Source organism: Corynebacterium minutissimum, assembly GCF_000805675.1.
In the GTDB taxonomy this organism is placed as follows: domain Bacteria; phylum Actinomycetota; class Actinomycetes; order Mycobacteriales; family Mycobacteriaceae; genus Corynebacterium; species Corynebacterium minutissimum.
Map to the genome: position 1 here is coordinate 389,507 of NZ_JSEF01000006.1, position 13,725 is coordinate 403,231.

13 protein-coding genes and 1 other RNA gene are annotated in these 13,725 nt (G+C 58.5%); 12 read left to right on the forward strand and 2 right to left on the reverse strand.

All coding sequences use genetic code 11. The features are described 5' to 3' along the window. Positions 1-19 precede the first annotated feature (19 nt). The 4 genes from ftsE to NX84_RS04840 are packed head-to-tail and all read left to right on the forward strand — an operon-like array spanning position 20 to position 2,510. Positions 20-709, forward strand: coding sequence for a cell division ATP-binding protein FtsE (gene ftsE, locus NX84_RS04825; protein ID WP_039674300.1), 690 nt, complete (start codon positions 20-22; stop codon positions 707-709). After that, positions 710-1,612, forward strand: coding sequence for a permease-like cell division protein FtsX (ftsX, locus tag NX84_RS04830; protein WP_039674302.1), 903 nt, complete (start codon positions 710-712; stop codon positions 1,610-1,612). 54 nt (positions 1,613-1,666) lie between these two features. After that, positions 1,667-2,173 carry an SsrA-binding protein SmpB gene (gene smpB / locus NX84_RS04835; RefSeq protein ID WP_039674304.1) on the forward strand — a complete coding sequence of 169 codons (507 nt, stop codon included), beginning with the start codon at positions 1,667-1,669 and terminating at the stop codon, positions 2,171-2,173. Between the two features lie 25 nt (positions 2,174-2,198). Next, complete coding sequence (locus tag NX84_RS04840) at positions 2,199-2,510, forward strand: DUF488 domain-containing protein (protein WP_052319666.1); 312 nt, start codon at positions 2,199-2,201, stop codon at positions 2,508-2,510. Between the two features lie 41 nt (positions 2,511-2,551). On the opposite strand, the gene NX84_RS04845 is transcribed toward NX84_RS04840, so the two are convergent. Next, positions 2,552-3,823 (reverse strand): SLC5/6 family protein, encoded by a 1,272-nt coding sequence (locus tag NX84_RS04845; RefSeq protein ID WP_039674306.1) that lies wholly within the window; start codon positions 3,821-3,823, stop codon positions 2,552-2,554. Positions 3,824-4,035: 212 nt separating this feature from the next. On the opposite strand from NX84_RS04845, the gene ssrA reads away from it, so the two are divergent. Next, positions 4,036-4,415, forward strand: a transfer-messenger RNA (tmRNA) gene (ssrA, locus tag NX84_RS12605). A gap of 72 nt (positions 4,416-4,487) precedes the next feature. Here ssrA and NX84_RS04850 read toward each other — a convergent pair. Further along, positions 4,488-5,021, reverse strand: coding sequence for a hypothetical protein (locus NX84_RS04850; protein ID WP_039674309.1), 534 nt, complete (start codon positions 5,019-5,021; stop codon positions 4,488-4,490). A gap of 156 nt (positions 5,022-5,177) precedes the next feature. On the opposite strand from NX84_RS04850, the gene NX84_RS04855 reads away from it, so the two are divergent. The 7 genes from NX84_RS04855 (at position 5,178) to NX84_RS04885 (ending at position 13,094) form a co-directional block, all read left to right on the forward strand. Then, positions 5,178-5,819, forward strand: a complete 642-nt coding sequence (locus tag NX84_RS04855) for a DJ-1/PfpI family protein (protein WP_039674311.1) — start codon at positions 5,178-5,180, stop codon at positions 5,817-5,819. Positions 5,820-6,087: 268 nt separating this feature from the next. Continuing rightward, positions 6,088-7,758, forward strand: a complete 1,671-nt coding sequence (locus NX84_RS04860; RefSeq protein WP_039674314.1) for an AbgT family transporter — start codon at positions 6,088-6,090, stop codon at positions 7,756-7,758. A gap of 4 nt (positions 7,759-7,762) precedes the next feature. Further along, complete coding sequence (locus NX84_RS04865; RefSeq protein ID WP_039674316.1) at positions 7,763-9,127, forward strand: M20 family metallopeptidase; 1,365 nt, start codon at positions 7,763-7,765, stop codon at positions 9,125-9,127. A gap of 101 nt (positions 9,128-9,228) precedes the next feature. Further along, entirely contained in the window at positions 9,229-10,260 is a 1,032-nt protein-coding gene (locus tag NX84_RS04870; protein WP_039674318.1) for a siderophore ABC transporter substrate-binding protein, read from the forward strand. Between the two features lie 64 nt (positions 10,261-10,324). Continuing rightward, on the forward strand, positions 10,325-11,287 hold the full coding sequence (locus NX84_RS04875; RefSeq protein WP_039674402.1) for an ABC transporter permease: 963 nt from the start codon (positions 10,325-10,327) through the stop codon (positions 11,285-11,287). Further along, positions 11,284-12,342 (forward strand): iron chelate uptake ABC transporter family permease subunit, encoded by a 1,059-nt coding sequence (locus NX84_RS04880; RefSeq protein ID WP_082013903.1) that lies wholly within the window; start codon positions 11,284-11,286, stop codon positions 12,340-12,342. Before NX84_RS04875 ends, NX84_RS04880 begins: the two co-directional genes overlap by 4 nt. Continuing rightward, the gene (locus NX84_RS04885; protein WP_039674320.1) at positions 12,339-13,094 is read left to right on the forward strand and encodes an iron ABC transporter ATP-binding protein; all 756 of its coding nucleotides are present in this window, start codon (positions 12,339-12,341) and stop codon (positions 13,092-13,094) included. The genes NX84_RS04880 and NX84_RS04885 overlap by 4 nt, the downstream gene beginning before the upstream one ends. Positions 13,095-13,725 lie beyond the last annotated feature (631 nt).

Below are 13,725 nucleotides of genomic sequence, written 5' to 3' on the forward strand. Positions count from 1 at the left end.
TGTTGCTACTGTTGCTTAAGTGATCACTTTTGAGAATGTGTCCAAGGTCTACGCGACGTCAACCCGGCCCGCATTGGACAATGTGTCTTTTGACATAGACGACGGCGAATTCGTCTTCCTGATCGGTCCCTCGGGCTCGGGAAAGTCCACCTTTCTGCAGCTCATGGTACGCGAAACAAATGTGAGCTCCGGTGATATTTACTTCGGGGACTTCCACGTCAACGCGCTCAAGGGTCGCCAGATTAACCAGCTGCGCCAGTCCATCGGCTATGTCTTCCAAGATTTCCGTCTGCTGCCCAAGCTCAATGTCTACGACAACGTAGCGTTTGCTCTGCAGGTCATCGGCAAGAAGAAGTCGCGCATTGCGAAGCAGGTTCCGGAGGTCCTCGACATGGTGGGCCTCGGCGCCAAGCAGCACCGCATGCCGCACGAGCTTTCCGGCGGTGAACAGCAGCGCGTGGCCGTTGCGCGTGCCTTTGTGAACCGTCCCAAGCTGTTGCTTGCCGACGAACCCACGGGCAACCTCGATCCCGCTACTGCTGCGGAGATCATGGCCTTGCTGACGAAAATCAACCGCCGCGGAACCACCGTGGTGATGTCGACGCATAATGCGCGCGCGGTCAACGACGCCCGCCAGCGCGTCATCGAGCTGCACAACGGCACGCTCGTGCGCGACGAAAAGAACGCGATGTACGGGGAGGCGCTCTAGATGAACTTAGGCTTTGTTTTTCGCGAGGCCTTTAAGGGGCTCGGCCGCAACATCACCATGACCATCGCCATGGTGATCACCACGGCAATTTCGGTGGCACTGGTGGTCGCTGGCGTGCTCGTGGCCCAGATGACCAAGGACACCAAGGATATCTACCTTGAGCAGGTAGAGGTCATGGTGCAGCTCAACGAGGACATCTCTGCTAACGACTCAGAGTGCAAGGACGCTGCCTGCGCTGGGTTGAAGAAAAAACTGGAGGCAGACGATGAGATTGAATCCGTGGGCTATCGCAGCCAGAAAGAATCCTATGAGCGCTTCGTTGAACTGTTCAAGGAAACTGACCCAGTCATGGTGGAGGAAACATCACCGGACGCGCTGCCCGCGGCTTTCCACGTACGCCTGAAGGACCCGACGGACACCGCGCCTATCGACGCCATCGCGGATGACCCCGCCGTTACCGACGTCATCGACCAGCAGGAAGATGTGCGCAGCGCCGCAGGCAACCTGGACGCGATCCGCAATGCCACCTTTATCCTCGCCGGGGTGGTGGCGCTGGCGGCCATCATGCTCATCGCCAACATGGTGCAGATTGCCGCCTTCCAGCGCCAACGCGAAACCGCCATCATGCGCATGGTGGGCGCATCGCGCTGGATCACACACGCCCCGTTCATCGTCGAGGCGCTCCTAGGTGCGCTTGGCGGCGTTATCTTCGCCGGGGCAGGCATCGTCTTGGGCAAGAACCTGGTCATTGACCCGGCACTCAAGGACCTGTATCAGAAGCAACTCTTGGCGCCCGTGACCTCGTCCGATGTGTGGACGGTGCTGCCCCTCGTCGGCATTGTGGCGCTGGTTCTGGCGGCGCTCACGGCACAGGTCACTATGCGCGCCTACGTTCGGACCTAAGCTCGCACACGCGATGTGGTTTTTGCCTGGCTGTGGCGTAATATAGTCCGAACTATGGCGAAGAAGGCAAAGAAGAAAAAAGGGGCAGTGGCCGATAACAATTCGACACTGGCCACCAACCGACGTGCCCGCCACGACTACACCATCCTTGACACCCTGGAATGCGGCATGGTGCTCGTGGGCACCGAAATCAAGTCGATGCGCGAAGGTAAGATTTCCCTGGCGGATGCCTTCGCCACTATCGACGACGGCGAGGTCTACATCCGCAACCTCCACATCCCGGAGTATTCCCAAGGTTCGTGGACGAATCACTCGCCCAAGCGCACCCGCAAGCTGCTGCTGCACCGCCGTGAGATTGACAAGCTCATGGGTCAGGTGCGCGATGGCAATAAGACGCTGATCCCGCTCAAGGTGTATCTGAAGGACGGCCGCGCCAAGTGCGAGCTGGGACTGGCCAAGGGTAAGCAGGATTACGACAAGCGCGAGGCCATCAAGCGCCGCGACCAAGACCGCGATATCACCCGTGAGCTGGGCCGCCGCGTGAAGGGCATCAACGCCTAACCAGTGGACGTCTAGCCTGGGTGCCATGATTTATACGGCCAAGGTTCATGACATTATTCACGGTGACGAGGAGCTGCGTGGGGAAGCGGTGCTCGTCGATAAGCTCTGGCCCCGCGGCGTGGCCAAAGAGCGCCTCGATTACGACCACTGGTTCAAGCACGTGGCTCCCAGCGTGGAACTACGTAAGTGGTGGGGACACGATGCTGACAGCTTTGAGGAGTTCGCGCAGCGCTACCGTGCGGAGCTCGACGACAACGACAGTGAGGAGCTGAAGCAGTTGCGCCAGTTTGCCGCGGCTGGCGACGTCACCCTCCTCTTCGCCGCCAAAGACCGCTAGGTGAACCACGCCGTCGTGCTCAAGGCGTGGCTCGACGAGCGCTAGACGAAAAGCCCCCAGATGGCGGCGCCCACGGCGATGAGGCCCGTAACGACAACGAATACGTTGCTCGGGCGGCCGCGGAACTGCTTGAGAGCATCAATTCGGTGGATGGCGTACATCGGCAACAGGTACAGGATCGAGGCGATGAAGGGGCCACCGATGGCCTCAATGAGGCTAAGAATCGATGGATCGATGATGGCAACGACCCACGCTGAGACAAAGATGATGCCATGCATGATGGAGGTCAACTGCTTTTCTGACAGCTTCTTCGTAGCTCGAGGAGCTGCGGTGCGCAGGAGGTAGTTACCGCCCTCGGTCGCGCCCAGTACGTGGCCGAAGTAGGAAGAAATGATGGCCACCATCGCGACGATGGGGGAGATGAAAGCCAAGACCGGCACACCGGTGACGTTGGCCAGGTAAGACAGCACCGGCAGGTTCTGCTCGCGGGCCTCAGCCAGACCATCCGCGCCGAGGGTGAGCGTGCAGGACCATACGAAGAACATGGTGAACACGGTGAGCAGAATCGCGGTGAGCGCCAGTGCGCGCGAGGCATTCTCGGAGCTCTTCTCTCGGCCGTGTGCAGCGACCATAGCGAGGGAGAACTGCGAAATCGCCGGCGAATGGTTAAAGGAAAACACCAGCACCGGAATGATGAGCGCCACCGCGCCGACGACGCGCCAATCATTGTTGCCCACCTCCATGAAGGAGGCAATATCCCAGCGCGGGATGAGATAAATAGACAGCGCGCCGAGGCAGAAAATCAGCGGGTAGACCAAGAACTGCGTGACGGTGAGCACGATGCGCTGGCCAAAGGCGAAGACGATGGTCATCACGCCCACCAACAGGAAGGACAGCAGAGGGCGGGAAATGGTGGGACCATCCAGCTGGTTAACGATGAAACTGTTGACCGTATTTGTAATGGACACGCCATAAATCAGCACGATGGGGAAGATCGCGCAGAAATATACCACCGAAATGATACGACCTGCGGTCTTGCCGAAGTAGTCGGTCACCACGGCAGTGATGTCCTCACCCTGGCGCGGTGACACACAAATCATGCGTGCCAGTCCGCGGTGGGAGAAGTACGTCATCGGACCGATAAGAAGGGTGGCTACCAGCAGTGGCCAAAATCCGAAACTGCCGGCGTTGATGGGGAGGAACAGAATGCCGGCGCCCACGGCGGTTCCGAAGAGCGAAATCGCCCATTCGGTGTTGCTGGCTTGTTTCTGGTCGGTGTGTACGGAGGCAGAGTTCTCGGTCGTTGAGCTCACTTCGCTACCTTCAACTATTTTGACGGATGTGACTAGCACACCTTAGCAACGATGAATTTATTTCAGATCACAAGGATGGATTTAAAGAGACTGTGGAACGCGCTTCTTGCGGGAATAAGCCTGAATGCACTAGCGTTATACAAACCGTAGAGGAAGCGCGAGCTTTCTTTACAGCGCTTTTCGCAGCAATGTTTTCGCACAGTTGCGGACAAGGGGTCGACTTGGTTTCGACTTCGTACATTGAGCCAGGGGAAGCGTGCCGGTGCAGGCTAGAGACCACCGTTAAGCGTCGTAGCAACCAATAAACGCAGAGAAGAACTCTCAGCGTGACTACGCCCTCGCTGCCTAATTCCAGCGACGCGTGTCTGTCAGCCTAGGTTTGGTTCCTGACCTAGATCCTGGCATCGACTAGGGAACTTGCCTGACCGGTTTGTTGTTCGGCCGGTTGGGGACTTTTAGAGCAACTGGGCCCATCATCCGGAGCGTGTTTGCCCGAGCCGGAGGGCCGAGTAGAGATCCTGTGCAGACTGCGCACGGAGAAGCCCTGGCAAGATGACGAAGGACCCGGGTTCAATTCCCGGCGGCTCCACCGTGAAGCCCCAGCTAGATAGCGTTCTAGCTGGGGTTTCTTTTCGTTTATGGGATGTGGTGAGGGGAGGCCGCTTTAGTTCAGCTCTTCTCGGCACTGTTCCTTGGTCTTGCCGGAGTCGAGGCAGTTTGCCCAGTCAATTTGCCCCTGTACCCATGGGCTAGGCTTGCGCGGCTGTTGCTGTTCTGGCGTGGGCGGAACGCCTGCGTTTGCTTCGTCTTCGAGGTGCTGCTCACCACCCATGGTGTCGAAACACCATTGGGAATAGGAGACGGTGCCGTCAGACCAGCGTGCTGACCCTGGGGTGCCCTCGAGGCATTCCACAACAACGGGCTCTGCGGGGGCTTGCTCGACCGCGGGAGCCTCAGCTACTGGATTATCAGCTTGTGGGGAAGCCATGGTGGGATCGGGTTCTTTGGCTTCTGGCTTCGTGGTCTCCGCTTCTGTAATCTCTATCGCGCTAGTGTGCTCCGTGCTCGAGGGCGCATCGGACGTCTCAGGTGAAGATGAAGCCGCGCTGCTCGGTGGAGCCGGAGCAGGCTCAGTGTTGGAGTTACACCCAGCCACGGCGATGGCAAGTGCGGTAAGCGCGATGGTGAGCTTCTTCATGCTGATGTCCTTTCGGGAGGAAACTGCTAGATCTCGAGGTCTGGCGAGTGTCGTCGGATTTGTGTGCGGCAGTGGTTATGCCAGTCAGGTTAGCCATAACCGCCACGGCAACTGTTCCTCACGGGGAATGGTCATCGTCGGACATAGTATTGCTGCATGACTTTTGAGCCACAACGCGTCACTGTTGTCTTGTTCGAGGGCTTTGAGCTTCTCGACGTCTTCGGGCCCGTCCAACTGCTTCAAGCCGTCCCTGACGTCATCGTGGATTTCGCCGGGCCCACGGGCGAGCCAGTTGCTAGCTCTCAAGGCGTGGAAGTGGTGCCGACAATTTCTTATGAGCAGATTGAGCAGACTGACATCATTCTTGTCCCAGGCGGCAAAGGAACCCGGCAGCTCGTAACGAACAAATCTTTTCTGGCTTGGCTTCGTGGCGTGGGCTCGCAGGCGCCTATGGTTGCCGCCGTGTGCACGGGTTCTGCGGTCCTAGCGGCGGCGGGGCTCTTGGAGGGCTATGCCGCAACGAGCAACAAACGCGCGTTTGCGTGGGCGAGCTCCTTTGGGGAGGCTGTGGCTTGGCAGCCGGAAGCACGGTGGGTACACGACCGAAATCGATGGACTTCCTCAGGTGTTGCGGCTGGGATGGATATGACGGTCGCGCTCATTGCTCATCTCAGATCTGAAGAAGTGGCGCTGGCTGCTGCCAACCTTGCAGAGTATGAGCCGCACCGCGACAGCGAGTGGGATCCTTACGCGCGGCTTTATGGGCTGGCGTCGTCGAGCGGCGACGATGCTGAGTGAGGGGGGCGTCGTGGCTCTCGGGCAGATTCTGTGACGCTCACGGTATATAAGGGGCTAAAATGGGCGATTTTTTCGCCGCTATCTGCCGTGAATGTAGCGGGGGCAAAGCTTGTAATGGGGTAGGGGCCGGAAAAGCGGACTAAGGCAAGTCGGAGAAAAATGTGACGTGGGTCCGAAATATTTGTTACTTGAGTTACATTCCCGTGGTAGCCTTTCCCCAACAGTGTGACGTGGAGCACTGGGACTGACCCCTACGACAGGAGTACCTATGAACAGCCCGACCAACGCAGCGCCACAAGGCGGCGCTGGTACCGCGGAGAAGCCCAAGGCGAATTCCGTCAAGGCAGAGCAGAACAAGAGCCCGCAGCCTAGCGGGGGAATGCTGGACAAGTTCCTCAACGGTGTGGAATACATCGGCAACAAACTGCCGGAGCCCTTCACCATCTTCTTAATCCTCTTCCTGATTACGGGCGTGCTGTCTACCATCATGGCGAAGATGGGCGTGGAGATTAAGATTCCAGGCTCAGATGAAATCCAGCCGGTCAAAGGCCTGTTTACCGGTGAGGGGCTGACGTGGTTCACCACGACGATGGGTGAGAACTACATCAACTTCCCGCCGCTGGTCACGGTGCTGCCCATCATGTTGGCCGTGGGTGTGGCGGAGCGCTCCGGCATGCTCTCAGCCCTTATCCGCAAGCTGTTCGGTTCGGCGAAGCCGTGGCTGTTGCCGTACGCAGTGGGCGTTATTGGCGTGACGGCGTCCGTGATGGCAGATGCTGCGTTCGTCATCGTCCCGCCGCTGGCTGCCATGGTATTTAAGGCCGCGGGCCGCCACCCCGTTGCCGGCCTTATCGGTGGTTTCGCCGCCGTCGGCGCAGGTTATTCGACCGCCTTGGTGCCCACCTCGCTGGATGCCCTGTTTGCAGGAATTACGACCGCAGTCATGGACACCTTGCCGAACACGGAGTTTGCTCCGGTCAACGCGATGTCGAATTACTACTTCAACGTGGCCTCTTCCATTGTTTTGGGTGTGCTTGCCGGTTTCATCATCGACAAGGTGATTGAGCCGCGCATGTGGCAGCAGGAGGTTCCTACTGAGGAGGATATCGATCCCGAGGACGCCGCTGAGCGTGGTGATCGTGACGAGAACGGTGAAGAGCTGACCGCCGAGCTGCGCCCAGAGGAGAACAAGGGTCTTATCTGGTCCGGTGTTGCCACGGTTATTCTCACCGCCGTCATCCTCTTCGCGGTCCTTCTACCAGAATCCCCCTGGCGTAACGAGGAGGGCAGCTTCTTGCCCAAATCGCCGCTGCTGAACTCCATCGTTTTCATTGTCTTTGCCTACTTCTTGGTGCTCGGTGTGGTCTACGGCCGGGTTGTCGGCACAGTCAAGGGGATCAATGACGTCGTCAATATGATGATCGGCGCACTCAAGGACATGATGAGCTTCCTTATTCTGGCGTTCATCTTGGGCCAGTTTGTGGCGCTGTTTGCTTGGACCGGCATCGGTACCTTCACCGCGGTCAAAGGTGCGGCCTTCCTCGAATCCATCGGTCTTACCGGCTTCCCGGCCATCTTCGCCTTCATCGCGCTGGCCTCCTGCCTGAACCTGCTGATCATTTCCGGTTCCTCCATGTGGACGCTCATGGCGGCGGTCTTCGTGCCTATGTTTGCGCTGCTTGGTTACGAGCCGGCCTTCATCCAGGGCGCGTTCCGCGTGGGTGACTCGGCAACCCAGATCATTACCCCGCTCAACCCGTACATGATTGTTATGCTGGGCTTCCTCCAGCGCTATGAACGCGAAGCAGGCCTGGGAACGCTGATGTCGCGCCTCGTGCCGTTCGTTGTTCCATTCTTCACCGCGTGGGCTATCTTGCTGGCTATCTGGTTCTATGCCGATCTTCCACTAGGCCCCGGTAATGCGGTCATGATTGGGTAGAAGTATGACTCAACCCAACACTCCCTCGACGGCATATCTGGAGGCGATGGAGGGGGACGTCGCCAAGCGCGTGGCGTCTGCCACCCCGCCCGAACATACTGAGGAGGATTACCCCGGCCAGGAGAAGGCGTGGGACGCCTCTGCGGCACTAGCGGAGGGGCTGCGGGAAACCGCCGCGCACATCGTAGCGGACCTGCATGCCCACCCGGAGACCGCCTTCGAAGAGCATCGTTCCATGGCGGTGCTGGCGGACATCGTCGAAGAACATGGTTTCTCTACGCGCCGCGGGGTCTATGGAGTAGATACCGCCTTTGAGGCCACGTGGCGAAGCGAGGACTTCGACCCGAAGCGTCACCCCACCGTGGCCATCTTGGCGGAGTATGACGCACTGCCGCAGATTGGTCACGCTTGCGGTCACAACATCATCGCCGCGGCGGGTGTGACGGGATTCCTCGCGGCGACCGCTGCGCTTGTCGACGTCCCCCTGCCCGGCCGCATCCTCCTGCAGGGAACCCCAGCGGAGGAGGGGCATTCCGGCAAGGAATACATGATTCGCGGCGGCAGCCTAGACGGCGTGGATGCTGCAGTCATGATTCACGGATTTGGCTATGACATCGGCGCTCATGCCTGGGTAGGTCGGCGTATCTTGCGCGTTCGTTTTCGTGGCGTGGCCGCCCATGCGAGCTCGCAGCCCTTTATGGGGCGCAATGCCCTCGACGCGGCGAGCTTGGCCTATCAGGGCATCGGGCTAATGCGCCAACAGATGCCGCCGTCAGACCGCGTTCACGCCACCATGGCGGGTGGTGACAGGCCGTCCATCATTCCGAAGAGCGCGGATATGCACATTTACGTGCGCTCTTTAGGCACGCGCACCCTTATGGACCTCTCCGGACGCGTCGAGGACATTGTGCGGGGCGCGGCCCTAATGGCTGGCGTTGAGGTAGACCTCGAGTGGGATGAACACCCGATGACACTGCCGGTGCGCAATAATGCTCCGCTCGTTGAGCGGTGGGCGGCCACGCAAGCGCGCCGGGGGCGCACGGCGTTGCCGGCTGGGACGGTGCCGGACACCGTGGCGGCGTCGACAGATTTTGGCAATGTATCGAATCTGGTGCCGGGCCTGCACCCTATGGTGAAAGTCTCGCCGTCGGATGTAGCGCTGCATACCGAAGACTTCGCGCGGTGGGCCGCCACGCCCCAGGCGGTCGACGCCGCAGTGGATTCTGCGGCTGGCTTGGCGCAGGTCACGCTGGATTTCTTAGCGGACCCGGAATTTCGGCGCGCTGCCCGCGAGGACTTCGATAAGCAGGGCCCAGTCGCAGTGGATACCCTTCTGGCGGGAGGAGCAGGTACCCCCGCGAGGAATTAAGAAACAATAGTGTGCTTGAAAGGTAACCCTTACATAGGTTAGGTTAGGCGGCGACGTTATTTACCGACTGTGGTTAGCCACACCTAATACGCAAGGACACCATGTTCACGATTTCCCGCCGCGCCTTCGGCACGACTACCGCCAAGATTGCTGCGACCGTTTCCGTCGCGGCACTGGCGTTGACCGGCTGCTCCTCCAACTCCGCCGAGGAGACCAATGGGGCAGCGGGTTCTGCGGCAGCAGATGCCTCCTCCATCACTCTGGAGGATAACTTCAGTGAAAAGTCCGTTACCACCCCGGTGGAGAACCCGGCGGTGACGGATAACCGTGCCTTTGCGGTATTGGCTCAGTGGGATATTGACCTGGCAGCGGCACCGCTGCCGCTGGTGCCGAAGTCCCTGCGTGATACCTACAGCAAGGACACCGTCGAGGTGGATCTCGGCTCGCACAAGGAGCCGGACCTCGAGGGCCTCGTGGCAGCCGAGCCGGACGTGGTGTGGAACGGACAGCGCTTCGAGCAGCACCAGGAAGACATGGAGAAGCTGCTCGAGGACGTTTCTGTTCTCGACTTCGAGCCGCGCGACGGCGAGGACTTCTTCGAGGAACTCAAGCGCCACACCGAAGCACTTGGCCAGGTCTTCGGGCATGAAGAGGACGCCGAGAAGCTCATCGCAGACTTCGATGATGCTGCTCAGCGCGCCAAGGAGGCCTATGACCCGGAGCAGAAAGTCATGGCCGTCAACACCTCAGGTGGCGAGATTGGCTACATCGCGCCGCAGGTTGGCCGCACCTTTGGACCGGTTTTCGACCTGCTCGGTCTGACCCCGGCACTGGAGGTGGACAACGCTTCCGACGACCATGAGGGCGACGACATCTCCGTCGAGGCTATTGCACAGTCGAATCCGGATTGGATACTGGTCATGGACCGCGACTCTGCCATTTCTAAGGAAGGCGAGCAGGTCACCCCGGGCGAGAAGCTGGTCAAGGACAACGCGGCGCTGAAGAACGTCACCGCGGTCAAGGACGGAAATGTCTACGTCGCGCCGCAGGACACCTACATTGATGAGTCCATCATTACCTACACCGAAATCCTGAACGCGCTTGCCGACGCCTTCGAAAAGGCCAACGCCTAAAACTTAAAGGAGCAGTGTGAAGACCGTGACGGTGCGGATGGGCACACAAGATGATCGTGGGCGCATGCCCACGCGCAGCTCTCGTGGACCCGTTGTCACATGGACGCTGGGCCTCGGTGTGCTCGGCGTAGTTGCCCTCCTCACCCTGTCCCTCATGGTGGGGGAGTACAGCATCCTTGATAATGAGGATGGCTGGACCATGTTCTTCACTACGCGCGTGCCGCGCACGATTGCTCTCGTCCTAGCCGGTGCGGCCATGGCGATGAGTGGGTTGGTGATGCAGCTGCTGACCCAGAACCGCTTCGTAGAACCCACGACCACAGGTACCACTGAGTGGGCCGGACTGGGCCTGCTCTTTTCCCTCATTCTTTTCCCGCATGCATCGGTGTTGGTGAAGATGCTCATCTCCGTGGCCTTCGCGTTTGCGGGGACTATGGTCTTCTTCGCTTTCCTGCGCCGAGTCGCACTGCGCTCCTCGCTCATTGTGCCCATCATCGGCATCATGCTCGGCGCCGTTGTGTCCGCAGTGTCCTCCTATGTAGCGTTGCGCACGGACACGTTGCAGCAGCTCGGCATCTGGTTCATGGGTTCCTTTACCTCCGTCTATGAGGGACAGTATGAGGTCTTGTGGGTCGTGTTACTCGTCCTCGTCGCGGTATACAGCTACGCAGACAAGCTCACCGTCGCTGGTCTTGGCGAGGATATCGCCACCAACATTGGCTTGAACTACCAGCGGATGATTCTGTTGGGTACGGGTCTTATTGCGGTGGCGACTGGCGTGGTCACCGTCGTCGTGGGCGCGCTGCCCTTCCTGGGACTGATCGTTCCGAACATGGTGAGCATGCTGCGCGGCGATGACCTGCGCTCCAACCTGCCGTGGGTATGCCTGCTGGGTATTGCTACCGTAACGCTCTGTGACATCCTCGGCCGCGTTATCATTGCTCCGTTTGAGATGCCCGTCTCCGTCATGCTTGGCGTCGTCGGTGCCATCGTCTTTGTCGTTCTGATTGTGAGGTCAACCAAGTGAGTGTGCGTATCTCCGTTCCAGCAACGACTGCTCAGCCACAGGTGGATCACTCGCGCCGCAGCGTGGGCAGCTTCCAGTCCGCTGCCGCTGCGCGCAAGTACTGGATTATCCTCGGCGCCCTCATCGCCGCGGGCCTCATCTTCGCTTTCGGCCTGTTGGCCTACGACAATCCCATGGATTTTGGGACCCGGAAGTGGTGGCTCATTGCACGCCGCCGCGCTGATGCAGTGACCGCGATGGCGATTGTTGCGGTGTGCCAGGCGGTGGCCACCGTGGCGTTCCATACCGTGACCAATAACCGCATCTTGACGCCCTCCATCATGGGCTTTGAGTCCCTCTACGTGGCGATTAATACTGCCACTATCTTCTTCCTAGGTGCCGCTGGCCTGACGCAATCCCGCAACGTGGGTATGTTCCTTGTTCAGCTGGTGCTCATGGTGGGATTGTCGCTGATTCTGTATTCTTGGCTGCTCACCAGCCGCCGCAACAATATGCATGCGATGCTGCTGGTGGGCATCATCATCGGCGGTGGCTTGGGCTCGTTGTCTACCTTTATGCAGCGTATGCTCACGCCGAGTGAGTTCGACGTGCTTACCGCGCGCCTTTTCGGCTCAGTCAATAACGCCGAAACCGAGTACTATCCCATTGCCATTCCGCTCGTTATTGCGGTTGCGGCGTTGATGTTCTTTAACTCGCGCCGTCTCAACGTGCTGGCGCTAGGCCGTGATGCCGCTACCAACCTTGGTGTTAATCACAAGGTTAATGCTATCTACACGTTGATTTTGGTCTCCATCCTCATGGCCACGACCACAGCCCTTGTGGGCCCCATGACCTTCCTGGGCTTCCTCGTGGCCACCTTGGCCTACCAGGCAGCGGAGACGTACGACCACCGCTATCTCTTCCCGATGGCCATGGCCACCGCCTTTGCCGTGCTTACCTGCGCCTACTTCCTCATGCAGCACGTCTTCTATGCCCAGGGCGTGGTGTCCATCATCATTGAGCTGGTGGGGGGCAGCGTCTTCCTCTTTGTCATTCTGCGAAAGGGCAAGCTGTGATCAAGCTTTCCAAGGTCTCTAAGGCCTATTCCGGCGAGACCACCATTGGCCCCGTCGATCTGGAAATTCCCACCGGAGGTATCACCGCTCTTATTGGGCCGAACGGTGCGGGCAAGTCCACGATGCTCACCATGATTGGCAGGCTTCTCGACGCCGACGAGGGCACCATTGAGGTCGCCGGTTACGACGTCTCCTCCACAAAGTCTGAAGATTTGGCCAAGATCCTGTCTATCCTGCGCCAAGAGAATCACTTCATTACCAAGCTCACCGTGCGCCAGCTCGTCAGCTTCGGACGCTTTCCCTATTCAAAAGGCCGCCTGACCGCCGAGGACGAAGACATAGTCTCGCGCTACATTGACTTCTTCCATTTGCGCGAACTGGAAAACCGCTACCTCGATGAGCTGTCCGGTGGGCAGCGTCAGCGCGCATACGTGGCAATGGTGCTGTGTCAGGAGACGGACTACGTGCTTCTCGACGAACCCCTCAACAACCTCGACATCTCCCATTCCGTCGAGATGATGAAACATCTACGCAGGGCCGCCAAGGAATTTGGCCGCACCATCATCATTGTTTTGCACGACATCAACTTCGCTGCACGCTACGCCGACTACATTTGTGCCGCGAAGGATGGCAACATCGTGGCCTTCGGCGGGCCAGATGAGATTATGCGGGATGACATCCTCACCCCGATCTTCGAAACGCCTATCACAGTGATCGATGGTCCGGATGGGCTTTTAGCCTGTTACCACTAGAAAGTCCGAAAACTCATCGCCTGGAGTGCTGTTAAAAATGAGTACTAGCCAGGCGATTTGTTGTTTGTTGGGGGTGTGCGTATATTTATCGGGGTCGCCGCGAGGTAGCCGTTTGGTTAACTGGTGGTAGATGTTTGAGCAATGTTTGTTCGGCGGGTTTGACTTTGGTTGGGCTTGTTGGGTAATGTTGTTCGAGCCGCTTGCGAGAGGTTAACGTTTGGTTAATTTTCTTGTGGTGTGCGGATGATGTGTGAGAACTCAATAGTGTGCCAATGTACTTTTTTGTGTTGGTTGATTGTAATCATTGTTGGCCGTGATGCGTTGTATGTGTGTTGTGGTTGGTGTATGCCGGATGGCGCTTTTTTCAAGCGGCGTCATTGTAAACATTTTAAGTTGTTTGGGCGTATTGATTATTTTCTTCTGACTAGGCCAATCTCCTTTTTGTGCCCCGTCGGGTTGGGGGTTGGTTGAAGTTTATTTTCTTTATGTAATTTTTGGATAGCCAGTTCAGGCGATGCTGCTGTTGGTGGTGTTGTTTGTTGTGGTTTGTCTTTTTTGTCTAGGTTTGGGCTTTTCACGGCCTTTTTTGTGGAGAGTTTGATCCTGGCTCAGGACGAACGCTGGCGGCGTG

Bases quoted from the DNA above. Each gene is read 5' to 3' on its own strand.
- ftsX (WP_039674302.1), top strand. From the start codon at position 710: ATGAACTTAGGCTTTGTTTTTCGCGAGGCCTTTAAGGGGCTCGGCCGC.
- NX84_RS04865 (WP_039674316.1), top strand. From the start codon at position 7,763: ATGACTCAACCCAACACTCCCTCGACGGCATATCTGGAGGCGATGGAG.
- NX84_RS04850 (WP_039674309.1), bottom strand. From the start codon at position 5,021: ATGAAGAAGCTCACCATCGCGCTTACCGCACTTGCCATCGCCGTGGCT.
- smpB (WP_039674304.1), top strand. From the start codon at position 1,667: ATGGCGAAGAAGGCAAAGAAGAAAAAAGGGGCAGTGGCCGATAACAAT.
- NX84_RS04870 (WP_039674318.1), top strand. From the start codon at position 9,229: ATGTTCACGATTTCCCGCCGCGCCTTCGGCACGACTACCGCCAAGATT.
- NX84_RS04875 (WP_039674402.1), top strand. From the start codon at position 10,325: ATGCCCACGCGCAGCTCTCGTGGACCCGTTGTCACATGGACGCTGGGC.
- NX84_RS04840 (WP_052319666.1), top strand. From the start codon at position 2,199: ATGATTTATACGGCCAAGGTTCATGACATTATTCACGGTGACGAGGAG.
- NX84_RS04855 (WP_039674311.1), top strand. From the start codon at position 5,178: ATGACTTTTGAGCCACAACGCGTCACTGTTGTCTTGTTCGAGGGCTTT.
- NX84_RS04860 (WP_039674314.1), top strand. From the start codon at position 6,088: ATGAACAGCCCGACCAACGCAGCGCCACAAGGCGGCGCTGGTACCGCG.